This is a genomic window from Actinomadura sp. WAC 06369 (assembly GCF_003947565.1).
In the GTDB taxonomy this organism is placed as follows: Bacteria; Actinomycetota; Actinomycetes; order Streptosporangiales; family Streptosporangiaceae; genus Spirillospora; species Spirillospora rifamycini.
The window spans coordinates 16,580-37,477 of record NZ_QHJN01000073.1 but is presented as its reverse complement, the minus strand read 5'-3'; the positions used below and the strand labels follow the sequence as shown (position 1 = coordinate 37,477).

Here is a 20,898-nt window from a genome sequence, read left to right as displayed (position 1 = left end):
GTCGATCCTCACCACGTCCGCCCGCGCCCGCCTCCTCGCCGTCCTGGACGAGACCCGCCGCCGCGGCGGCGGGTCTCGTCCAGGACGGCGAGGAGGCGGGCGCGGGCGGACGTGGTGAGGATCGACAGGGTGATGCCCGAGAGGTAGACGACGTCGTGGTCGGCGAGGGCGTCGTCGAGGGCGTCGGGGTGGCCGGGGCCGAAGAGGGCGCGGGCGGCGGACTGCGACCGGTAGTAGTGGAACGTGCGCTCGCCGCGGTCGTCGGTGCGGATGAGGTAGAGGCCGGGACGGCCGTTCGGGATCACGCGGGTGAGGGCCGAGCCGACGTTGCGGTCGGCCCAGGCGGCGCGCATCTCGGCGCTGTAGGGGTCGTCGCCGACGGCCGTGACGAACTGGACGTCGACGGGGGCGGAGCGGGCCAAGTAGGCGGCCACGTTGAAGGCGTCGCCGGCGTAGCCGAGCGCCAGCCGGTCCGGGTCGAGGTGGCTCAGTTCGATCATGCACTCGCCGATCAGCGCGACGCGGATGTTCTGCATGGCGGCTCCCGTCTGTGATGGGGCGACGATACATCTAGACAACAAGTGATCTGATGACTAAGACTTCATGTGCCGTGATTCACACGCCATGGAGGGGCCCGATGGATCCGATGCAGCGCTACGAGACGGACGGCTACGCGATCTTCCGGAACGTGCTGGACGCCGAGCTGATCGCCGAGGCGGACGAGCACGTCCGCTGGTTGCAGGAGCGTCACCCGGAGAAGGGCGGCGAGGACCTGTCGACGGAACTCGTGGCCGAGGACCCGTTCTGGGTGCGGCTCGTGTCGGACGACCGGCTGCTCGACGTCGCGGAGCGGTTCGTGGGGCCCGACATCGCGCTGTTCGCGTCGGCGTACATCTCGAAGCCGCCGTACACCGGGAAGGCGGTGCTCTGGCACCAGGACGGCTCGTTCTGGCCGCTCGAACCGATGCGGGTGGTCACGCTGTGGCTGGCCGTCGACCGCTCGACGCCGGAGAACGGCTGCCTGCGGGTCATCCCGGGCAGCCACCGCGGCGGGCTGCACGACGTCCGGGAGCGCGACGACGTCGAGGCGGTGTTCGGGGTCGAGAGCGCGCGGGAGGTGGACGAGCGCGAGGCCGTCGACCTGGTGCTGGAGCCGGGTGACGTCGAGGTCCACCACCCGAACATCATGCACGGGAGCAACGCCAACGAGTCGCCGTACCGGCGGTGCGGGCTGACGATCCGGTACATTCCGACGTCCACGAAGATCACCGCGGAGCCGTCGCCGTTCCCGTCGGCGCTGCACCTGCGGGGCGAGCCGGGAGTGAACGAGTACCGGCCGCGGCCCCGGTACGCGGCGGGGGAGCACTTCGCCTTCCGGGGCGCCGAGAGCTGGACGTGATGCGGAACTGGGGCGTCCGCCTGCGGGAGATCGCGCTGGCGGGCCTGCGGGCCTTCGTGCTGGAGAACGAGCTGCTGCGCGTGGTCGTCCTGGCCGGCAAGGGCGGCGACGTCGTCGAGTTCCTCCACAAGCCGTCCGACACGGACTTCGTGTGGCTCTCGCCCGACGGGCTGCGCGCCCCGGGGGACGGCGCGTCCGACGACGTCGCGGTGTTTCTCGACCGCTACGAGGGCGGCTGGCAGGAGGTCCTGCCGAACGGCGGCGCGCCGAGCGTCTACCGGGGCGCCCGTTTCGCCCAGCACGGCGAGGTCGCCGGGCTGCCGTGGGACGCGGAGGTCGTCGCCGACGACGAGCAGGAGGTCGCCGTCCGGCTCAGTGTGCGCGCGCACCGGATGCCCCTGCGGGTGGTCAAGACGTTCCGGATGGTCTCGGGCGTCGCCGAGCTGGTCGTCGAGGAGGAGCTGGCGAACGAGTCCGATGTCGAGCTGGACGCCATGTGGGGCCACCACATCGTGTTCGGTGCGCCCTTCCTGAAGCCGGGCCACCGGATCCGGGTGCCGGACGGGGCGCGGGTCGTCCCGCACGCGACCCCGATCGGGCCGGGCGGGCGCCGTGTGCGCGCGGGCGGCCCGCACCGGTGGCCGCACGTCCCCGCGGACGGCGGCGGGACGGTCGACCTGAGCGTCGTCCCCGCGCCGGGCGGGCCGAGTGAGATCGTCTACCTCACCGACCTGGACGAGGGCCGCTACGAGGTGGTCGACCCCGCGGGCGGTCCGGGGCTGCGGGTGCGGTGGGACGAGTCCGTCCTGCCGCACCTGTGGCTCTGGCAGGAGCTCGGGGCGACCGCGGACCACCCGTGGTGGGGCCGCGCGTACGTGGTCGGGCTCGAGCCGTTCGCCGGGCACCCGACCGACGGGCTGGCGGCGGCGGTGGAGAACGGGACGGCGCTGAAGCTGGGCCCGCGGGCGGTGCGGCGGCTGTGGCTGCGCGCGGGCGTCATCGAGGGGAGCACGGGGTGAGCGAGTTCGAGGGCAAGGTCGCGCTGGTCACCGGCGGGTCGCTGGGCATCGGGCGCGCGGTGGTGGAGCGCCTCGCCGGCGCGGGCGCCGCCGTGGTGTTCTGCGGGCTCGACGGCGTGGCCGGCGCCGAGGCGGAGCTGCGGGCGGCCGGGCGGACGGTCACGGGCGTGGTCGCCGACGTGCGGGACGCGGCGGCCGCCGAGGGGCTGGTGCGGACGGCGGTGTCCGAGCACGGCGGCCTCGACACGGTGGTGACCTGCGCGGGGGTGCAGCGGTACGGGACGGTCGAGGACACGTCCGAGGAGACGTGGGACGAGGTCCTGGACGTGAACGTCAAGGGCGTCTTCCTCGCGTGCCGCGCGGCGGTGCCCGAGCTGCGGCGCCGGGGCGGCGGGACGATCGTCACGGTGTCGTCGGTGCAGGCGTTCGTGTCGCAGGCGGGGGTCGCCGCCTACAGCGCGAGCAAGGCCGCGATCAACGCGCTGACCCGGGCGATGGCCCTCGACCACGCGGCCGACGGGATCCGGGCGAACACGGTGTGCCCGGGGTCGGTCGACACCCCCATGCTGCGCTGGGCCGCGGACCTGTTCCGCGGCGGCGCCGACCAGGACGCCCAGGTCGCCGAGTGGGGCCGCGCGCACCCGCTCGGGCGCGTCGCGCGTCCGGAGGAGGTCGCCGAGGTGGTGGCGTTCCTGGCCGGTCCGCGCTCCTCGTTCGTCACCGGGGCCGAGCACCGCGTCGACGGCGGCCTCCTCGCCCGCAACCCGGCGGCACTGCCGGACCACTGAGCCCCGCTGCAACCGTCCGCATCCCCCCACGGAGGTAACGCATGTCCAAGTCCGCTCTCGCGCTGGCCCTCGCGGCCGGGCTGGTGGCCGTGCCCGCGGCCCCGGCGGCCGCGCAGGCCGGCCCGGTCTGCGCGGGGAGTCCCGCGCCGACGTTCGGGACCGCGACGCAGAACCTCGCGATGAACGCGAAGTTCACCGACTACGGCAACAGCAACGCCCGGCTGGACGACTGGACGGGCGGCGACACGACGTACTCGCTGAAGCTGTCCGACGGCCGCATCGTCTTCGCCTACTCCGACACGTTCCTCGGCAAGGTCAACGCGGACGGGTCCCGCTCGCCCGTGATCGAGGAGGGCGGGACGACGCCGTTCATCAACAACTCGTTCGTCGTGCAGGGCGCGAACGGGTCGCTGTCGACCGTCACCGGCGGGACCTCGGCCGACCCCGAGGCGCCCATGCCGCCGCCGCAGGCCGCCCACTGGTACTGGGCGGGCGACCTCACCCAGCGCGGGTCGGAGGTCCAGCAGCTCTACCGCGAGTACTACGACCCGGACCCCGGCAACGGGACGTCCTGGGACCTGACGTGGAAGCGCAACGTCCTGGCGCGCTTCTCCACGGCGGACCTGTCCGACCCGACGAGCGTCCAGGCGATGCCGTCGGCGATCGGCGTCCAGTGGGGGTCGGCGCTGCTGAAGGACGGCGGGAACACCTACATCTACGGCACCGAGGACTACACCGACCCCGACTCTCAGCAGAACACCAAGTACCTGCACATCGCGAAGGTGAGCGGCGACGACCTGCGCGGCCAGTGGAGCTACCGGACGGCCGGCGGCTGGTCGACCCGGGAGACCGACTCGGTCCGCCAGATGAGCGGCGTGTCCAACGAGTTCAGCGTCACCCGGCGCGGCGCCCACTACATCATGGTCAACCAGGACACCGAGTACGCCTTCGGCGCGGAGATCGACATCTCGCTGGCGTGCTCAGCCGACGGCCCCTTCACCGACGAGCGGACCGTCTACACGACGCCGGAGACGGGCTCCTGGCCCGACGTCTACACCTACAACGCGCACCAGCACGCGTCGCTGTCGTCCAGCGGCAACCTGGTGATCTCGTACAACGTCAACACCCTCGACACCGCCGAGGACGACGGCGTCAACGACAACTACCAGTACGCCAGCATCTACCGCCCCCGGTACGTGAACGTGCCGGTGAGCGGCTGACCCCGACCCTCCTCCCCGCGCTCCCCCCGGTTCCTCCCGCCGGGGGGAGCGCCCCTTCCACGACCATCCGGAGGTCGCCATGTCCATGCCGCCGGGGCTCGACCCCCAGCTCGCCGAGGCGCTGCGGGACGCGCCCCACGTCGGGCTCGCGCGTCCCGGGCCGGCGCGCGCCGCGATGCGCGCCCTCGTGGCGGCGCTCGAGGAGCCCGCGGGCGACTTCCGGGTCGAGGTCACCGACCGGACGGTCCCGGGCGCGCCGCCCGTGCCCGTCCGGATCTACCGGCCGCTGCGGGCGGCGCGCCCGGCGCCCGTCCTCGTGTACTTCCACGGCGGCGGGTTCGTCACCGGCGGCCTGGAGAACGAGCACGGCCGCTGCCTCGCGTTCGCGGGGGAGGACGGGATCGCGGTGGTGTCGGTCGACTACCGGCTGGCGCCCGAGCACCCGTTCCCGGCGGGCCTCGACGACTGCCGCGCGGCGACGGCGTGGGCGCAGGCGCACGCGTCCGACTTCGGCGGCGACCCGGCGCGGGTCGCGGTGGGCGGCGGCAGCGCCGGCGGCGCGCTCGCGGCGGCGGTGGCGCTGCGCGCCCGCGACGAGGGCGGCCCGCCGCTGGCGTTCCAGATGCTGCTGTACCCGGTGCTGGACGACCGCATGGACACCCCGTCGATGCGCGCGTTCACCGACCCGCCGCTGTTCAACCGGACGGACGCGGAGCACATGTGGCGGCACTACCTGGGCGGGCGGCCCGCCACCCCGTACGCGGCGCCCGCGCGGGCCGCGGACCTCGCCGGGCTGCCGCCCGCGTACGTCCTGGCCGCCGAGTTCGACCCGCTGCGCGACGAGGCGCTGGAGTACGCGCGGCGGCTGATCGAGGCGGGGGTCCCGACCGAGCTGCGGCACGTGCCGGGGGTGTGCCACGGGTTCGACGGCGTCCCGTCGGCGGACGCCGCCCGGCGGGCGTTCGCCGAGCAGCGCGACGTCCTGCGGCGGAACCTATGGACAGCGCCGTAGACTAAGTGATTAGATGACTTGACCTTCTGGGAGCGAGGTGGCGATGGCACAGGATGTGGCCCGGCCGAGCCTGGCGGACGCTCTGACCGAGCGGATGCTGGAGCTGATCAGGGCGGACGGCCTGCGCCCGGGCGACCGGCTGCCGTCGGCGCGGGAGCTGTCGCAGCGGTTCGCGGTGACCACGCCGACGCTGCGCGAGGCGCTGCGCCGGCTGGAGGCGACCGGGGCGATCCAGCTCCGGCACGGCTCCGGCATCTACGTGGGCGCCGACCTCGAACGCGTCGTCATCGCCAACCCGAACGTCCGCACGCTGGACGGCGAGCGGGTGCTGCACCTGCTGGACGCCCGGCTGCTGATCGAGCCGCCGCTGGCCGCGCAGGCCGCGCGGCGCTGCGCACCGGACGACCTCGACCGGCTCCGCACCGTCCTGGACGAGGCGGGCCGGAACCTGACCGGCGACGTGCAGGAGGCCGAGGCGCGGCTCCACGAGGCGAACATGGCGTTCCACCGGGCCACCGCCGGCGCCGCCGGCAACTCGGTCCTGTGCGAGGTCATCGACTCGCTGCTGAAGGTGCACTCCTCGGAGCAGCGCGAGATACAGCGCATCTTCGACGACCGCACCCGCGACTACGAGGAGCACCGGGCGATCCTCGGCGCGATCGAGCGGGGCGCGGACGGCGAGGCCGAGGACCTCATGCGCGCCCACCTCGCCGACGTCAAGCACGTGATCGAGCAGCGGCTCGCCTGAGCCGTCCCGTCCCCTCGCACCCTCAGAACCCGAAGGAACAGCCGTCCGGCCGAGCACGGCCGCACGGCCCGTTCACCGACTCCTCCGACCGTCCCCGAACCTCCCGATCCCCACCCCGATCGGGCGCCCCCCGATGAAGGAGGCTCACCATGCCGTCAACGAAGCGACTGCGGGTGACCGCGCTCGCCACGGGCGCGCTGCTGCTCGCCGCCGGCTGCGGCTCCGGCGGCGGATCCGGCGATCCGAACCACCTCAAGCTGTACAACGACAAGGGCGCCTGGAAGCCGTACTTCGAGCAGATGGCGGAGTTCGGCGAGCAGCGGATCGGCATCGACATGGAGCCGGTCGGCTACACCGACGAGCCCGCGTACACCGCGTTCATCAAGTCGTCGTTCCGCACCAACGTCAAGCCCGACCTGTTCACCTGGACGACCGGGGAGCGGCTCCGCGAGATCGTCGAGCAGGACCAGGTCGCCGAGACCGGCGACATCTGGGCGCAGGGCATCAAGGCCGGCGACCTCACCGAGCAGCTCCGCCAGTACTACACGATCGACGGCAAGCAGTACTGCGTGCCGCTGAACACCGCGTACTGGGGGATGTTCTACAGCAAGAAGGTCTTCGAGAAGCACGACCTGGAGCCGCCCGAGACCTGGGACGAGCTGATGGACGTCGCCGCGAAGCTCAAGGCCGCCGGGCAGGTCCCGTTCCACCAGACGACGCCGACGTCGCTGTTCTCGTTCGTCTGGTTCGAGCAGCTCCTCGCCGGCACCGACCCCGAGCTGTACGACCGGCTGTCGAAGGGGGAGGCGTCCTACACCGACCCGGGCGTCGTCAAGGTCATGGAGCAGTGGAAGGGGCTCATCGACAAGGGCTACCTCACCGAGCCGGGCGACAAGGCCGACCCCGCCGACCACTTCAAGTCCGGCGACGCCGCCATGGTCATGAACGGCACCTGGTTCAACACCAGCATGACGCAGCGCGGCCTCGAACTCGGGAAGGACTACGGCTTCTTCCTCATCCCCAACGTGAACGCGGACCTGCCGAAACGGTCGCTGATCTTCGAGAGCGGGCCGCTGTGCTCGCTGAAGAAGGCGCCGTCGCCGGAGTCCAGCGAGAAGTACCTCACCTGGTGGACGAGCGCCGAGGCGCAGGAGAAGTGGGCGAACGCGCGCGGCGACGTGTCCGCCAACCCCAAGGTGAAGATCGCCGACCCGGACTTGGGCGAGGTCGCGAAGAAGGCCACGAGCGACGAGAACCGGCTCGTCCTGCGGTACTTCGAGGCCACGCCGTCGCCCGTCCTGACCGAGGCGCTCAGCGCGCTCGACAAGTTCCTCAACGAGCCCGGCTCGTACATGGAAGTGCTGCAGACGATCCAGAAGGCCAACGACCGGTACTGGAAGCAGCAGAAGGCCGGAAGCTGAGCACCCGATGACCATCCGCAACGCCACCGCCGACCGCCCCGCCAAGGCGGGCGCGCGCGGCACCGGGCCGTCCGGCGCCCGCCGGCGGCCCGGCGGGGCCGGGGGCCGGGCCGGGCGGGGATTCGCCCTGTACGGCCGGTTCCGGCACCTGTACGTGTCGCCCGCCGTCCTGTTCGTCGCGGTGCTGCTCTACCTGCCGTTCCTGTGGACGGTCTACCTGAGCTTCACCGCCTACGACGGGCTCGCCTCGCCCGAGTTCACCGGCATCGACAACTACCGGCGGCTGCTCGAGGACGACGCCCTGCTCGTCTCGATCCGCAACACGCTGCTGTGGGTCGCCGGGACGGTCGTGCTGCCCGTCGGGCTCGGGCTGCTCGTCGCCGTGCTGTCGTACGACATCAAGGGCGGCGCGTGGTTCCGGCTGCCGTTCCTGCTCCCGTACGCGATGTCCGGCGCGGGCCTCGGCGTCATCTGGGGCTTCATCCTCCAGCCGGACGGCATGGCCAACCAGATCCTCACGTTCCTCGGGATGCCCGGCGGCGACACCGCGTTCCTCCAGGACGGCCCCCGCAACACGGTCGCGATGATCGTGGTGTGGACGTGGCAGCAGCTCGGCGTCAACATGCTGCTGTTCGTCGTCGGCCTGCAGTCGATCCCGAAGGCGCCGATCGAGGCCGCCCGCATCGACGGCGCGTCCGGCTGGAGCATGTTCCGGCACGTCATCTGGCCGCTGATGCGCCCGATCACCACCGTCGTGTTCGGCCTCGCGCTCGTCGCGAGCCTGAAGACCTTCGACATCGTCTGGGTGATGACGCAGGGCGGGCCCGGCCGCTCGTCCGAGACGCTCGCCGTGACGATGTACCGCGAGGTCTTCGTCGCCGGGTCGTACGGCTACGGGTCGGCGATCGCGGTGCTGCTCACCACCGTCACCGGCCTCGCCTCGTACATCTACCTGCGCCACCAGGTCGGCAAGGAGAACCGATGAAGGCCCGCCTGCTCACCGGAACGGTCCGGCGCGTGATCCTGGTCGTGCTCGGGCTGGCGTGGCTGTTCCCCACCTACCTCGTGGTGGCGAACGCCGTCCGCCCGGCCGAGGACTACGACGCCTCCGACGCCGTGTCGCCGCCCGCCTCGATCGGGCTGTTCGACAACATCGCCGCGGCGTGGGAGCGCACCGACGTCGGCGCCACCCTGCTCAGCACCCTCATGTACAGCATCGTGTCGCCCGCGATCGCGGTGCTGCTCGGCGCGCTCGCCGGATACGCGATCGTCGTGCTGCGGCTCAGGCACGGCTTCCTGTGGTTCGTGGTGATCTTCGCCGGGACCGTCGTGCCGTTCCAGATGCTGCTCATCCCGCTGTTCGTCGGGTACAGCAGGGTGTCGATGTACGACAGCCAGCTCGGCCTCGTCATCGTCTACACGGCGATCAGCGTGCCGCTCGCGGCGCTGGTCATGCGCAACTTCTTCGGCGGCGTCGCCGTCTCCATCTTCGAGGCGGCGCGGCTGGACGGCGCGTCCACCTTCCGCATCTTCTGGCGCATCTACCTGCCGCTGTCGTCGGCCGCTCTCGCCGCCGTGTTCATCCTGGAGTTCACCTACGTCTGGAACGACCTGCTGTTCGGCCTGACGCTGTCGCAGTCGGAGACCGTCCGCCCCGTGTGGGCGGAGCTGTCCGCGCTCACCACCGACGTGTACGCCGGGACGCCCGTCCCGATCGCGCTCGCCGCCGGCCTCGTCGTCTCCCTCCCGACCGTCGTGCTGTTCCTCGCCACGCAACGGCTGTTCACCCGCGGGCTCACGCTCGCCCAGTTCTGATCCGCCCAGTTCTGATCCGCACGTACCGATCCGCACCCCGGCTCCCTCCGAAGGAAACGCTGAACGATGACGAGTCGCCTGCTCCAGGCGAGCCTCGGCTCGCCCGACTACGACGGGATCCGCGACGCGCTGCGCCGCGACACGTCCGCCGAAGTCCTCGCCGTCCGCGGGCTGTCGGTCCGCGCCGCCGTCCTGCCGCTGTTCCGGCGCGACCCCGCCGACGGTCCGGCGGGCCCGCTCCGGCAGGCCGTCCGGCTGACGCTGGAGGCGGCCGGTGCGGACGGCCCCGCCGGCGGCGGGCTCGAGGTCGCGCTCGTCGACGGCGGCGAGGTCCTCGCGTCCGCCCCCGCCGACGGGCCCTCGGTCACCCTGCTCGTCCCCGAGGTGGACGCCCCCCGCCGCGTCACCCTGGAGGTGCGCGGCGGCGGCGGCCTCGTCGGCGCCGCGCCCCTCGACATCACCCCGCAGCGCAAGTGGAACGTCTTCGTCGTCCACCACTCGCACCTCGACATCGGCTACACCGACACGCAGGGCACCGTCCTGCGGCACCACCTCGACTACCTGGACGCGGCGCTGCGCCTCGCCCGGGAGACCGACGGGCGCCCCGACGACGCCCGGTTCCGCTGGTCGGTCGAGTCGTCGCTGCCCGCCCTGCGCTGGCTCGCCACCCGCCCGGACGACCAGGTCGCCGAGTTCGTCGAGCGGGTGCGGGCCGGGAACATCGAGATCACCGCGTTCCCGATGCAGCTCCACCTGGAGGCGTGCTCCACCGAGGAGCTGTACCGCCAGCTCCGCTTCGTCGAGGACCTGCGCCGCGACCACGGCATCGAGGTCCGGTCGGCGATGCACACCGACGTCCCGGGCGCCGTCGTCGGCACCGTCGACGCGCTCAACGCCGCGGGCGTCCGGTACCTGGCCGCCGCGCACAACTGGGCCGGCCGCTCCGTCCCGTACGTGACCGGCGGCGACAAGCTCGGGCGCCCGTTCCGCTGGCGCTCCCCGGGCGGCGGCGAACTGCTCGTGTGGTTCACCGACACCCCGCACGGCATGGCGTACATGGAGGGCAACACGGTCGGGCTCGTCGACGGCTACGACCTCGCCGAGGACCTGCTGCCCCGCTACCTGTCCGCCCTCGCCGACCGCCCCTACCCGTACGGGCCGGGCACGTTCGGCTGGTACGCCGCGCCCGGCCAGGTCGGCGCCGCCAAGGACCCCGACGTCCTGGACGCCGTCCACCTGCGGGTCCAGGGCGCGCACGCCGACAACGCCGGCCCGTCCCTCGTCCCCGCGGACATCGCGCACCGCTGGAACGAGACCTGGGCGTACCCGCGGCTGCGGTCCGCCGCGAACGCCGACTTCTTCGCGTACGTCGAGGAGCACCACGCCGACCGGCTCCAGGTGCACGAGGGCGACTGGACCGACTGGTGGGCCGACGGCCTCGGCTCCGGCGCCCGCCCCCTCGGATACGTGCGCCGCGCCCAGAGCGCCCTGCGGGCCGCCGAGACCCTGCACGCGTTCGCGGACGAGCGCAGCGGCGACCGCACCGGCGCCCCCGCGGCGATCGACGCCGCCTACGACGGCGCCGCGCTGTTCGACGAGCACACGTGGGGCGCCGCGAACCCGTGGGAGGACGCCGAGGAGGGCGGCGACTCCGGCGGCCTGCAGTGGACCCGCAAGTCGCAGGTCGGCTACCAGGCGCACGACGACGCCCTCGACCTCCTGCAGTCCGGCGCCCGCCGCATCGGCGCCACGTTCGGTCCCGCCCCGGACGCGCTCGCCTCGTTCGTCGTCGTCAACCCCGGCACCGCCGCGCGCACCGACGTCGCCCGCGCGTTCCTGCCCCGCGACGTCGTCCCCGCGGACGTCCCGATCGCCCTCGTCGACGCCCGCACCGGCGAGCCCGTCCCGCACCGCGAGGAGGAGGTCGATCCGGACGAGTGGCCGACCCGCCCGATCGGCCGGCACCTCGACGCGATCGTCCGCGACCTGCCGGGGCACGGGCACGTCCGGCTCGACGTCGTCCGCGCGGCCGAGCCGGCGCCGCCGCCCGCCGACCTCGGCACCGCCGACGCGACGATCGAGAACGCGCACTACCGCGTCGCGTTCGACGTCCGGGAGGGCCACATCGCCTCGGTGTTCGACAAGGCCGCCGGCCGCGAGCTCGTGAACGCCGGCGCCGCCGCGGGCTTCGGCCAGTACGTCTACGACCGGTACGCGACCGCGCCGCACTTCAACCACATGTCCGGGCACATGCTCGTGCACGACAAGACGATGCTCGGCGACCGCGCGATCGCCACCCACGCGACCGTCGTCCGCCGCGAGCGCACCCCCGCCGGGGAGCGCCTCGTCGTCGAGGCCCGCGGCAAGGGCGTCGACTGGCTCCGCACGACCATCGACCTGTGGACGGACGTCCCGCGCGTCGACGTCCGGTTCCAGCTCGGCAAGCAGCCGACCGCGGCGAAGGAGGCGGTGTTCTTCGCGTTCCCGTTCGCCGTCGGCGGCCCGCCCGCCGCGTGGGAGCTGACCGGCGGCGTCGGCGGGACGCACGTCCCGAGCGTGCCGGGGTCGGCCGAGCACATGCGGCCCGTCCGGCACTGGGTGGCGTTCGAGGACCCCGACCTGACCGTCGCGTGGGCGACGCTGGAGGCGCCGCTCGTCCAGTTCGGCTCCATCCACATGCCGTACGCGCCGTTCCCGCCGACCCTCGACCCCGAGGACGGCACCGTCTACTCGTGGGCCCTCAACAACATCTGGGACACGAACTTCCCGTCCCAGCAGCAGGGCGAGACGACGTTCCGGTACGCGTTCGCGTCGGCGCCCGCCGGGTCCGGCCGCCGCCTCGGCGCCCGCACCGCCGCCGGGCTCACCGACCCGTTCGTCGCCACTCTCGCGACCGGGGCGGAGCCCGCCGAGGCGGGCGCGTTCCTGCGCGTCGACGACCCCGACGTGCTCGTGACGTCCGTCGGCCGCGCCCGCGACGGCGACGGCCTGGCGATCCGCCTGCAGTCGCTCGCGTCCGGGCCGGTGGAGACCGGGCTGCACGTGCCCGGCTACACCCGGGCGAGCCTGTCGGCGGGACTGGAGCGGGACCCGGCGGACCTGCCCGTCCGGGACGGCACGACGACGGTCCGGCTGCCCGCGTGCGGCGTCGCCACCGTCACCGTTCGGCGTTGAGGATCGGGGAGACATGAAGATCACGGACATCAGGGCCACCACCGTCACCGTGCCGCTGGAGGCGCCCCTGCTGCACAGCAACGGCGCCCACTGGGGCCGGTTCGTCCGCACCATCGTCGAGGTGGAGGCCGACAACGGCCTGGTCGGGCTCGGCGAGATGGGCGGCGGCGGGGAGAGCGCCGAACTCGCCTTCCGGGCGCTCGTCCCGCACCTGGTCGGGCACGACCCGTTCGAACTCGAAGCGCTCCGCTTCAAGATCGCCAACCCGACCGCCGGGCTCTACAACAACCGCACCCAGCTCCTCGCCGCCATCGAGTTCGCCTGCCTGGACCTCGTCGGCAAGCACCTCGGCGTCCCGGTGCACGACCTCCTCGGCGGCCGCATCCGCGACGCCGTCCAGTTCGCGTCGTACCTCTTCTTCCGCTACCCGCAGGGGGACGTGCCCGAGGTGCGCACGTCCGAGCAGCTCGTCGAGCACGCGCGCGCGCTGAAGGACCGGCACGGCTTCACGGTCCACAAGCTCAAGGGCGGCGTCTTCCCGCCCGACCACGAGCTCGACTGTTACCGGTCGCTCGCCGAGGCCCTCCCCGGCGACCGCCTCCGCTACGACCCCAACTCCGTCCTCAGCCTCGACGAGGGGCTCCGGTTCGGCCGGGCCATCGAGGACCTCCCCAACGACTACCTCGAAGACCCCGTCCTCGGCCTCGAAGGGCTCCGCCTCGTCCGCGAGCGCGTCAACATCCCCCTCGCCACCAACACCGTCGTGGTCAACTTCGAGCAGCTCGCCGCCAACGTGCTGCGCCGCGCCGCCGACGTCGTCCTCCTCGACACCACGTTCTGGGGCGGCATCCGCGCCTGCGTGAAGGCCGCCGCCGTCTGCGAGACCTTCCAGCTCGGCGTCGCCGTCCACTCGTCCGGCGAACTCGGCGTCCAGCTCGCCACGATGCTGCACCTCGGCGCCGTCCTGCCCAACCTCACCTACGCCGCCGACGCCCACTACCACCACCTCGCCGACGACGTGATCAAGGGCGGCCCGTTCCGCTACGAGGGCGGCCGCATCCGCGTCCCGTCCGGCCCGGGGCTGGGCGTCGAACTCGACCGCGACAAGCTCGCCGAGTACGCCGAGCTGTACCGCGAACTCGGCGGCTACCCCTACGACCGCGACCCCGGACGCCCCGGCTGGTACCCGATCGTCCCGAACGACCGCTGGGCGGACCCGTCCCGGCCCCTGGCGCCCCTCGTATGACCTGCACCGGGGTAGCCTGGCCGCCGTGATCCGACATGCGACGCCCGACGACGTTCCCGACATCCTGCGGCTCGTCCGCGACCTCGCCGAGTACGAGCGCGCCCTGCACGAGGTGAAGGCCACCGAGGAGCAGCTGCGCGACCGGCTCTTCGGCGACGAGCCCAAGGTGTTCGCGCACGTCGTCGAGGACGGCGGCCGCGTCGTCGGGTTCGCGCTGTGGTTCCTCAACTTCTCCACGTGGAACGGCACGCACGGGATCTACCTGGAGGACCTGTACGTCGACCCGGACGTCCGGGGCCGCGGCTACGGCAGGCTCCTGCTCACCGAACTCGCCCGGGTCGCCGACGAGAACGGCTACGAGCGCGTCGAGTGGTCCGTCCTGAACTGGAACGAGCCATCCATCCGGTTCTACGAGGCCCTCGGCGCCCGTCCGCAGGACGAGTGGACGGTCTACCGCCTCACCGGCGACGCACTGCGCTCCCTGGCGGCCCCCGCCCCCTCGGCCCGCTGACCGGCGCCCGGCGGGCGCCCGCCCGGCGACGGCGGCGGGCCCGGGCGGGGCTCTCCGCGCCCGCCCGGGCCCGCCGCCGCGGACCGGGGACGACCAAGGCCCGGCCCCTCGGGGCCGGGCCTTGAAGCACGGGCCGTCAGCCCTGCTTGGTCTCCCAGAAGATCTTGTCGATCTCCGCGATGTGGGACAGCAGCTCCTCGGCCGTCTTGACGTCCATGCTGCCCTTGGTGCCGGCGGCGCCGGCCAGCTTCGTGGCCTTGTTGAACAGCTCGTGGAGCTGCGGGTACTTCTCGAAGTGCGGCGGCTTGAAGTAGTCCGTCCACAGCACCCAGAGGTGCTCCTTGACCAGGTTGGAGCGCTGCTCCTTGATCAGGATCGCCCGAGTGCGGAACTCCGGGTCCTCGTTGGCGGCGTACTTCTCGCAGATCGCCTTGACCGACTCGGCCTCGATCCGGGCCTGCGCCGGGTCGTAGACACCACACGGCAGGTCGCAGTGCGCGGAGACCGTCGTCTTCGGGCGCAGAAGCTTGAACACCTGCGATTCCCTTCCCTCGTTGCGGATCATGCTCAGGGCACCGACATTACCCTTGTGGCCCCGGCCGCGTGCGGCCAGGGACTCGGTATTTCGGCCTAAGACCCGGGCCGGCGGGCGGCCCGGAACCCCTCCCGCAGGGGAATGTGACCGCCCGCCGTCCGGATATGCGCGCCGGCGGCCGCCGGTGAGGAGGACCATGCGGATCTGGGGGGCGCTGCTCGCGGGCGGCGGGGCGGTGCTGGCGGCCGGCTGGGCGCGCGGGCGGTTGCGGACGGCGCTGGTCGAGGGGGAGTCGATGCTGCCTGAGCTGCGGCCGGGGGACTGGCTCGTCGTCCGGGACGGCTCCCCGGCGGCGGGGGACGTCGTGGTGGCGCGGCATCCCGAGCGGACGGAGCTGCTGATCGTCAAGCGGGCGGTGCGGCGGGACCCGGACGGCTGGTGGCTGGAGAGCGACAACCAGCGGGCGCCCGGGCGGCGGGACAGCTGGGACTTCGGCGCCGTCCCGGACGGGCTCGTGCTCGGCCGGGTCGTGGCGCGCTACTGGCCCCCGTCACGGTGGGGGACGGTGGCGCGGGGCGGTCGCGGACCGCGGGCCGACGGGTGACGGGCGGCCGGTCCGCCGACAGGGCTTGATGTTGCTTCTTCGTGGCGGAGATTACACCGCTTCGCGCGGAAAGCGGCGGCCCGTGTTCCGGAGGGAACACGGGCCGCCGGGGGTGGGCTCAGACGCGGTTGACGCCTTCCTTGCGGGCCTGGGCGGCGACGGCGGCGGTGACCGCGGGCGCGACCCGGTCGTCGAACGGGCCGGGGATGATGTAGTCGGCGGTGAGGTCGTCGCCGACGATGTCGGCCAGCGCGTTCGCGGCGGCCAGCTTCATGCCCTCGGTGATCGAGTGGGCGCGGACGTCCAGCGCGCCGCGGAAGATGCCCGGGAACGCCAGCACGTTGTTGATCTGGTTCGGGAAGTCGCTGCGGCCGGTGGCGACGACCTTGGCGTGCCGGCGCGCGACGTCGGGGTGGACCTCGGGGGTGGGGTTCGACAGCGCGAACACGATGGCGTTGTCGGACATCGTGGCGACGCAGGACTCGCGCACCGTGCTGCCGGACAGGCCGATGAACACGTCGGCGCCCTTGAGCGCCTCCTCGGTCGAGCCCTTGAGCCCGGTCCGGTTGGTGATCGCGGCGATCCGCTCCTTGATCGGGTTGAGCCCGTCGCGGCCCGCGTAGATGAGGCCCTTGCTGTCGGACAGCGCGATGTCGCCGATGCCCGCCTCGATGAGGATCTGCGAGACGGCGATGCCGGAGGCGCCGGCGCCGGCCACGACGGCGCGCAGCTCCGAGAGGGGCTTGCCGACGTGGCGCGCGGCGTTGGTGAGCGCGGCGAGCGCGACGATCGCGGTGCCGTGCTGGTCGTCGTGGAAGACGGGGATGTCGAGGGCGTCGCGGAGCCGCTCCTCGATCTCGAAGCAGCGGGGGGCGCTGATGTCCTCGAGGTTGATGCCGCCGAAGCTCGGCGCCATCCGGATCACCGTGTCGACGATCTCGTCGACGCCCGTGCAGCTCAGCGCGATCGGCACCGAGTCGACGTCGGCGAACTCCTTGAACAGGATCGACTTGCCCTCCATGACGGGCATGGAGGCGGCCGGGCCGATGTCGCCGAGGCCGAGGACGGCGGTGCCGTCGGTGACGACGGCGACGACCTTGGACGTCCACGTGTACTCGTGGGCGAGTTCGGGACGGTCGGCGATGGCGGTGCAGACGCGCGCGACGCCCGGCGTGTAGGCGAGGGAGAGGTCTTCCTTGTTGCGCACCGGGATGGTCGAGCGCATTTCGAGCTTTCCGCCCCGGTGCAGCGGAAATGCCGGATCGTCGTCCAGTGTGCGCGGTTCGGTGGGAATGGGCTGAGCAGCCACAGCGACCCCTGTCTGTGAAAGATGATCTGCTTTCGAGTGATGCCGCCGCGGTGGTGTGGTGTGGTGGCCGTCACCATGGTGGACATCTCGCGACGTACGGGGGTCACCCGTTGTCCGATTGTGCCACACGGTCCGCTGTCGGTCCGGGGGGTGGGACGGTGGCGGCCGTCACGTAGGGGAAGTGAAAGGTCGCCGGGTGGTGACGCTTCGTGGCGATCGCGGGCGCGGTCGAGACGTGATCGGCGCTGCCTCGTTGTCCGATTGTGTCGCACCCTTAACCGGGAGCATGCCCGTTATGCGCCAAAATGTGCTCCTGACCTCCGGATCCTCGCGGATCCGCAGACATCGACTGGAGGGGGAACCCGTGATCACCGGTTCTCTGCGCCGCCGCGCCGTCGCGGCAGGTGCGCTCGTCCTGACGGGGGCCCTCGCCCTCTCCGCGTGCGGCTCCGAGGACGACGGCGGCGGCGGTTCGGAGGCCGCGTCCGAGGTGGCCGTCGACTCCCAGCTCGCCGGCCTGGTCCCCGAGAACATCAAGAGCGACGGCAAGATCATGATCGGGTCGGACGCCTCGTACCCGCCCAACGAGTCGGTGGACCCGGCCTCGCAGGACATCGTCGGCTGGGACGTCGAGCTGTTCCAGGCCGTCGCGGCCAAGCTCGGCCTGAAGACCGAGTTCCAGAACGCGGGCTTCGACACGATCATCCCGGGCGTGCAGTCCGGCAAGTACGAGATCGGCGTCTCCTCCTTCACCGACACCAAGGAGCGCGAGCAGGCCGTCGACTTCGTCACGTACTACTCGGCGGGCACCGGCTGGGCCGCGCTCAAGGGCAACCCCAAGCAGGTCGACCCGGACAACGCGTGCGGCAAGAGCGTCGGCGTCCAGCAGGGCACGGTGCAGGTCGAGGACCTCGAGGCCCGCAGCAAGGAGTGCACCGACGCGGGCAAGCCGGCCATCAAGAGCGTCGTCCGCAAGCAGCAGACCGAGGTCAACAACGACCTGGTGGCGGGCAAGGTCGACGCGATGGCCGCCGACTCGCCGATCGTCGGCTACGCCGTCAAGCAGACCGGCGACAAGCTGGAGATCATCGGCGAGGCGTACGACACGGCCCCCTACGGCTACGCGCTCAACAAGCAGAGCGGCCAGTTCAAGGAGGCCGTGCAGGGCGCGCTGAAGGCGCTGATGGCCGACGGCACCTACACGAAGATCCTCGAGGAGTACGGGGTCGAGAGCGGCGCGATCACCGAACCGGCGATCAACGCGGCGCAGAGCTGATCGCATGACGATCGGCGACGACGTCGGGAAGGGACGGCCCGACCCCATCAAGGCCGTCCCCGTCCGGCACCCCGGCCGCTGGGTGGGCGCGGCCGCGGTGCTGGTGCTGGTCGCGATGTTCATCCACTTCCTGCTGACCAGCAAGGCCCTGGAGTGGTCGGAGCAGTGGGAGTACCTGTTCTCCGAACCGGTGCTGGAGGGCGTCCGCAACACGGTCTGGCTGACGCTCGCCGCGATGGTCGGCGGGACGGCGATCGGCATCGTGCTCGCCCTGATGCGGCTGTCGGCGAACCCGCTGCTCAGCGGCGCGGCCTGGATCTACCTGTGGTTCTTCCGCGGCACCCCGCTCTACACCCAGCTGCTGATCTGGGGCGCGATCGGGACGCTGTTCCCCACGGTGGGGATCGGCATCCCGTTCGGGCCCGAGTTCCAGACCTGGGAGACGCAGGCGCTGATCAACGCCGCGAGCGCGGCGGCCCTCGGGCTGATCCTCAACGAGGCCGGCTACATGGCCGAGATCGTCCGGGCCGGCATCCTGTCGGTGGACGAGGGGCAGCAGGAGGCCGCGAGCGCCCTCGGCATGTCGCGGGCGCAGACGATGCGGCGGATCGTGCTGCCGCAGGCGATGCGGGTGATCGTCCCGCCGACGGGCAACGAGTCGATCTCGATGCTGAAGAACACGTCGCTCGTCGCGGCCGTCCCGTACGCGGAGCTGACGTTCACCGCGCAGACGATCTACGCCACCACGTACAAGATCATCCCGATGCTGGTGATGGCGTGCCTGTGGTACCTGCTGATCTCCTCGATCATGATGATCGGCCAGCACTACCTGGAGCGGCACTACAGCAAGGGCACCAGCAAGGGCGAGTCCGCGTCGGCCGGGCTGCGCCTGCGCGGCCGCGGAAGCGGGCAGTCGTGACCGGCGGGACGAGCGAGGTGAGGAATCCGTGAGCGACGCACTGGCGAAAGGCCCCGCGTCCGGCGGCCCGATGGTGCGCGCCGAGCAGGTGCACAAGTCGTTCGGCCGCACGGAGGTCCTCAAGGGGATCGACCTGGAGGTCAAGCCGGGCGAGGTGATGTGCGTCATCGGCCCGTCCGGGTCCGGCAAGTCCACCTTCCTGCGCTGCATCAACCACCTCGAGAAGATCAACGCGGGGCGCCTGTACGTGAACGGGCACCTGGTCGGGTACCGGGAGAAGGGCGGGAAGCTCTACGAGCTGCGCGACAAGGAGGTCGCCGCGCAGCGCCGCGAGATCGGCATGGTCTTCCAGCGGTTCAACCTGTTCCCGCACATGACGGCGCTCGAGAACGTCATGGAGGCGCCCGTCCGGGTCAAGCGGCACCCCAAGGCGGAGGTCCGCGAGCGGGCCACCGCCCTGCTGAACCGGGTCGGGCTGGGCGACAAGGCGAACAGCTACCCGGCGCAGCTGTCCGGCGGGCAGCAGCAGCGGGTGGCGATCGCGCGGGCGCTGGCCATGGAGCCCGCGCTGATGCTGTTCGACGAGCCCACCTCGGCGCTCGACCCCGAGCTCGTCGGCGAGGTCCTCGAGGTCATGAAGCAGCTCGCCCTGGACGGCATGACGATGATCGTCGTCACGCACGAGATGGGGTTCGCCCGCGAGGTCGGCGACTCCCTGGTGTTCATGGACGACGGCGTCGTGGTCGAGAAGGGCGCGCCCCGCGAGGTGCTGGCGAACCCGCAGCACTCGCGCACCCGGGACTTCCTGTCCAAGGTGCTGTGAACCGGTGCCGCTCCGGCGGCGCTCTCCGGACGGCCCGCCCCGCACGGGGGCGGGCCGTCCGGCGTTCCGGGCGGGCCGTTAGTGTGCGTTCATGTTCGCTGTCACCGCCACGAAGATCGACGCAGACGACCCGCTGTCCGGCCTGACGACGGGGGAGCGCCCCGACCCCGAGGCGCCGGACGGCTGGACGACCGTCACGGTGCGGGCCGCCGCCCTCAACCACCACGACCTCTGGTCGCTGAAGGGCGTCGGGCTGCCCGCCGACCGGCTCCCGATGATCCTCGGCTGCGACGCGGCCGGGATCGACGAGGACGGCAACGAGGTGATCGTCCACTCGGTGATCGGCGACCCGGACCGGGGCGGCGGCGACGAGACCCTCGACCCGAAGCGCTCGCTGCTCTCCGAGGTCCACCCCGGCACCCTCGCCGAGAAGGTCGCGGTGCCGCGCCGCAACCTCGTCCCCAAGCCCGCTGAGCTGTCGTTCGAGGAGGCCGCCTGCCTCCCGACGGCGTGGCTCACCGCGTACCGGATGCTGTTCGGCAAGGCCGGGCTCGAACCCGGCGGGAGCGTCCTCGTGCAGGGCGCGGGCGGCGGCGTCGCCTCGGCGGCGATCGCGCTGGCGTCCGCCGCCGGGTTCCGCGTCTACGCGACCAGCCGCAGCGAGGACAAGCGCCGCCGGGCGCTGGAGCTCGGCGCGGACGCGGCGGTGGAGACCGGCGCGCGGCTGCCCGAGCGGGTCGACGCGGTGATCGAGACGGTCGGGCAGGCGACCTGGGCGCACTCGCTGAAGTCGCTGCGGCCCGGCGGGCGCGTCGTGGTGTCCGGCGCGACGAGCGGCCAGGTGCCCCCGGCCGAGCTGAACCGGGTGTTCTTCCTGCAGCTCCAGGTCATCGGCTCCACCATGGGGACGCGCGGGCAGCTCGAACGGCTCGCGCGGTTCCTGGTCAAGACGGGCGTGCGCCCGACGGTCGACCGGGTGCTGCCGCTGCGGGACGCCCGCGCGGGGTTCGCGGCGATGGCCGAGGGCGACCTCTTCGGCAAGATCGTCTTCACGCCCTGACGGCCGTGCGGGGGGCCGT

The 20,898-nt window shown here is 72.3% G+C and carries 20 protein-coding genes; 17 read left to right on the top strand and 3 right to left on the bottom strand.

Annotated features, from left to right (window positions below; all coding sequences use genetic code 11):
• Positions 1–8: 8 nt before the first annotated feature.
• Positions 9–536, bottom strand: a complete 528-nt coding sequence (locus DMH08_RS20645) for a PfkB family carbohydrate kinase (protein WP_125617090.1) — start codon at positions 534–536, stop codon at positions 9–11.
• A gap of 101 nt (positions 537–637) precedes the next feature.
• Between DMH08_RS20645 and DMH08_RS20640 the strand changes: the two genes are divergently transcribed.
• From DMH08_RS20640 to DMH08_RS20585, 12 genes are all read left to right on the top strand, one after another.
• Complete coding sequence (locus DMH08_RS20640; protein WP_026401213.1) at positions 638–1,399, top strand: phytanoyl-CoA dioxygenase family protein; 762 nt, start codon at positions 638–640, stop codon at positions 1,397–1,399.
• Positions 1,399–2,418 (top strand): DUF4432 family protein, encoded by a 1,020-nt coding sequence (locus DMH08_RS20635; protein WP_125617087.1) that lies wholly within the window; start codon positions 1,399–1,401, stop codon positions 2,416–2,418. Before DMH08_RS20640 ends, DMH08_RS20635 begins: the two co-directional genes overlap by 1 nt.
• On the top strand, positions 2,415–3,206 hold the full coding sequence (locus tag DMH08_RS20630; protein ID WP_026401211.1) for an SDR family NAD(P)-dependent oxidoreductase: 792 nt from the start codon (positions 2,415–2,417) through the stop codon (positions 3,204–3,206). The genes DMH08_RS20635 and DMH08_RS20630 overlap by 4 nt, the downstream gene beginning before the upstream one ends.
• A 41-nt stretch (positions 3,207–3,247) precedes the next feature.
• On the top strand, positions 3,248–4,426 hold the full coding sequence (locus DMH08_RS20625; protein WP_125617083.1) for a DUF4185 domain-containing protein: 1,179 nt from the start codon (positions 3,248–3,250) through the stop codon (positions 4,424–4,426).
• Positions 4,427–4,505: 79 nt separating this feature from the next.
• Complete coding sequence (locus DMH08_RS20620) at positions 4,506–5,438, top strand: alpha/beta hydrolase (protein WP_125617078.1); 933 nt, start codon at positions 4,506–4,508, stop codon at positions 5,436–5,438.
• A 43-nt stretch (positions 5,439–5,481) separates the two neighbouring features.
• Positions 5,482–6,186: a FadR/GntR family transcriptional regulator gene (locus tag DMH08_RS20615; RefSeq protein ID WP_026401209.1), complete on the top strand. Its 705-nt coding sequence runs from the start codon at positions 5,482–5,484 to the stop codon at positions 6,184–6,186.
• Between the two features lie 149 nt (positions 6,187–6,335).
• Positions 6,336–7,607: an ABC transporter substrate-binding protein gene (locus DMH08_RS20610; protein WP_125617075.1), complete on the top strand. Its 1,272-nt coding sequence runs from the start codon at positions 6,336–6,338 to the stop codon at positions 7,605–7,607.
• A gap of 7 nt (positions 7,608–7,614) precedes the next feature.
• Entirely contained in the window at positions 7,615–8,592 is a 978-nt protein-coding gene (locus DMH08_RS20605) for a carbohydrate ABC transporter permease (protein WP_084549897.1), read from the top strand.
• The gene (locus tag DMH08_RS20600; RefSeq protein WP_125617072.1) at positions 8,589–9,422 is read left to right on the top strand and encodes a carbohydrate ABC transporter permease; all 834 of its coding nucleotides are present in this window, start codon (positions 8,589–8,591) and stop codon (positions 9,420–9,422) included. Before DMH08_RS20605 ends, DMH08_RS20600 begins: the two co-directional genes overlap by 4 nt.
• A gap of 66 nt (positions 9,423–9,488) precedes the next feature.
• The gene (locus DMH08_RS20595) at positions 9,489–12,596 is read left to right on the top strand and encodes a glycoside hydrolase family 38 C-terminal domain-containing protein (protein ID WP_125617069.1); all 3,108 of its coding nucleotides are present in this window, start codon (positions 9,489–9,491) and stop codon (positions 12,594–12,596) included.
• A 13-nt stretch (positions 12,597–12,609) separates the two neighbouring features.
• Positions 12,610–13,842, top strand: a complete 1,233-nt coding sequence (locus DMH08_RS20590) for an enolase C-terminal domain-like protein (protein WP_026401204.1) — start codon at positions 12,610–12,612, stop codon at positions 13,840–13,842.
• Positions 13,843–13,867: 25 nt separating this feature from the next.
• Positions 13,868–14,353 carry a GNAT family N-acetyltransferase gene (locus tag DMH08_RS20585; protein ID WP_026401203.1) on the top strand — a complete coding sequence of 162 codons (486 nt, stop codon included), beginning with the start codon at positions 13,868–13,870 and terminating at the stop codon, positions 14,351–14,353.
• A gap of 136 nt (positions 14,354–14,489) precedes the next feature.
• Here DMH08_RS20585 and sodN read toward each other — a convergent pair whose 3' ends face one another.
• On the bottom strand, positions 14,490–14,918 hold the full coding sequence (sodN, locus tag DMH08_RS20580) for a superoxide dismutase, Ni (RefSeq protein ID WP_034516835.1): 429 nt from the start codon (positions 14,916–14,918) through the stop codon (positions 14,490–14,492).
• A gap of 166 nt (positions 14,919–15,084) precedes the next feature.
• Here sodN and sodX point away from each other — a divergent pair, with 166 nt between their 5' ends.
• Positions 15,085–15,492, top strand: a complete 408-nt coding sequence (sodX, locus tag DMH08_RS20575) for a nickel-type superoxide dismutase maturation protease (RefSeq protein ID WP_233617712.1) — start codon at positions 15,085–15,087, stop codon at positions 15,490–15,492.
• 118 nt (positions 15,493–15,610) lie between these two features.
• Here sodX and DMH08_RS20570 read toward each other — a convergent pair whose 3' ends face one another.
• Entirely contained in the window at positions 15,611–16,717 is a 1,107-nt protein-coding gene (locus DMH08_RS20570) for an NAD(P)-dependent malic enzyme (RefSeq protein WP_084549896.1), read from the bottom strand.
• Between the two features lie 448 nt (positions 16,718–17,165).
• Here DMH08_RS20570 and DMH08_RS20565 point away from each other — a divergent pair, with 448 nt between their 5' ends.
• From DMH08_RS20565 to DMH08_RS20550, 4 genes are all read left to right on the top strand, one after another.
• A complete protein-coding gene (locus DMH08_RS20565) occupies positions 17,166–18,077 on the top strand; it encodes an ABC transporter substrate-binding protein (protein WP_125617066.1) in 912 nt (303 codons plus the stop codon).
• Positions 18,078–18,081: 4 nt separating this feature from the next.
• A complete protein-coding gene (locus DMH08_RS20560; protein ID WP_051300286.1) occupies positions 18,082–18,996 on the top strand; it encodes an amino acid ABC transporter permease in 915 nt (304 codons plus the stop codon).
• Positions 18,997–19,066: 70 nt separating this feature from the next.
• Complete coding sequence (locus DMH08_RS20555) at positions 19,067–19,819, top strand: amino acid ABC transporter ATP-binding protein (RefSeq protein ID WP_034516901.1); 753 nt, start codon at positions 19,067–19,069, stop codon at positions 19,817–19,819.
• Positions 19,820–19,910: 91 nt separating this feature from the next.
• Positions 19,911–20,879: a zinc-binding dehydrogenase gene (locus DMH08_RS20550; RefSeq protein ID WP_026401196.1), complete on the top strand. Its 969-nt coding sequence runs from the start codon at positions 19,911–19,913 to the stop codon at positions 20,877–20,879.
• Positions 20,880–20,898 lie beyond the last annotated feature (19 nt).

Coding starts and splice junctions, on each gene's coding strand:
- DMH08_RS20645 (WP_125617090.1), bottom strand. CDS start 536: ATGCAGAACATCCGCGTCGCGCTGATCGGCGAGTGCATGATCGAACTG.
- DMH08_RS20640 (WP_026401213.1), top strand. CDS start 638: ATGGATCCGATGCAGCGCTACGAGACGGACGGCTACGCGATCTTCCGG.
- DMH08_RS20635 (WP_125617087.1), top strand. CDS start 1,399: ATGCGGAACTGGGGCGTCCGCCTGCGGGAGATCGCGCTGGCGGGCCTG.
- DMH08_RS20625 (WP_125617083.1), top strand. CDS start 3,248: ATGTCCAAGTCCGCTCTCGCGCTGGCCCTCGCGGCCGGGCTGGTGGCC.
- DMH08_RS20620 (WP_125617078.1), top strand. CDS start 4,506: ATGTCCATGCCGCCGGGGCTCGACCCCCAGCTCGCCGAGGCGCTGCGG.
- DMH08_RS20615 (WP_026401209.1), top strand. CDS start 5,482: ATGGCACAGGATGTGGCCCGGCCGAGCCTGGCGGACGCTCTGACCGAG.
- DMH08_RS20610 (WP_125617075.1), top strand. CDS start 6,336: ATGCCGTCAACGAAGCGACTGCGGGTGACCGCGCTCGCCACGGGCGCG.
- DMH08_RS20605 (WP_084549897.1), top strand. CDS start 7,615: ATGACCATCCGCAACGCCACCGCCGACCGCCCCGCCAAGGCGGGCGCG.
- DMH08_RS20600 (WP_125617072.1), top strand. CDS start 8,589: ATGAAGGCCCGCCTGCTCACCGGAACGGTCCGGCGCGTGATCCTGGTC.
- DMH08_RS20595 (WP_125617069.1), top strand. CDS start 9,489: ATGACGAGTCGCCTGCTCCAGGCGAGCCTCGGCTCGCCCGACTACGAC.
- DMH08_RS20590 (WP_026401204.1), top strand. CDS start 12,610: ATGAAGATCACGGACATCAGGGCCACCACCGTCACCGTGCCGCTGGAG.
- sodN (WP_034516835.1), bottom strand. CDS start 14,918: ATGATCCGCAACGAGGGAAGGGAATCGCAGGTGTTCAAGCTTCTGCGC.
- sodX (WP_233617712.1), top strand. CDS start 15,085: ATGCGGATCTGGGGGGCGCTGCTCGCGGGCGGCGGGGCGGTGCTGGCG.
- DMH08_RS20570 (WP_084549896.1), bottom strand. CDS start 16,717: ATGCGCTCGACCATCCCGGTGCGCAACAAGGAAGACCTCTCCCTCGCC.
- DMH08_RS20560 (WP_051300286.1), top strand. CDS start 18,082: ATGACGATCGGCGACGACGTCGGGAAGGGACGGCCCGACCCCATCAAG.
- DMH08_RS20555 (WP_034516901.1), top strand. CDS start 19,067: ATGGTGCGCGCCGAGCAGGTGCACAAGTCGTTCGGCCGCACGGAGGTC.
- DMH08_RS20550 (WP_026401196.1), top strand. CDS start 19,911: ATGTTCGCTGTCACCGCCACGAAGATCGACGCAGACGACCCGCTGTCC.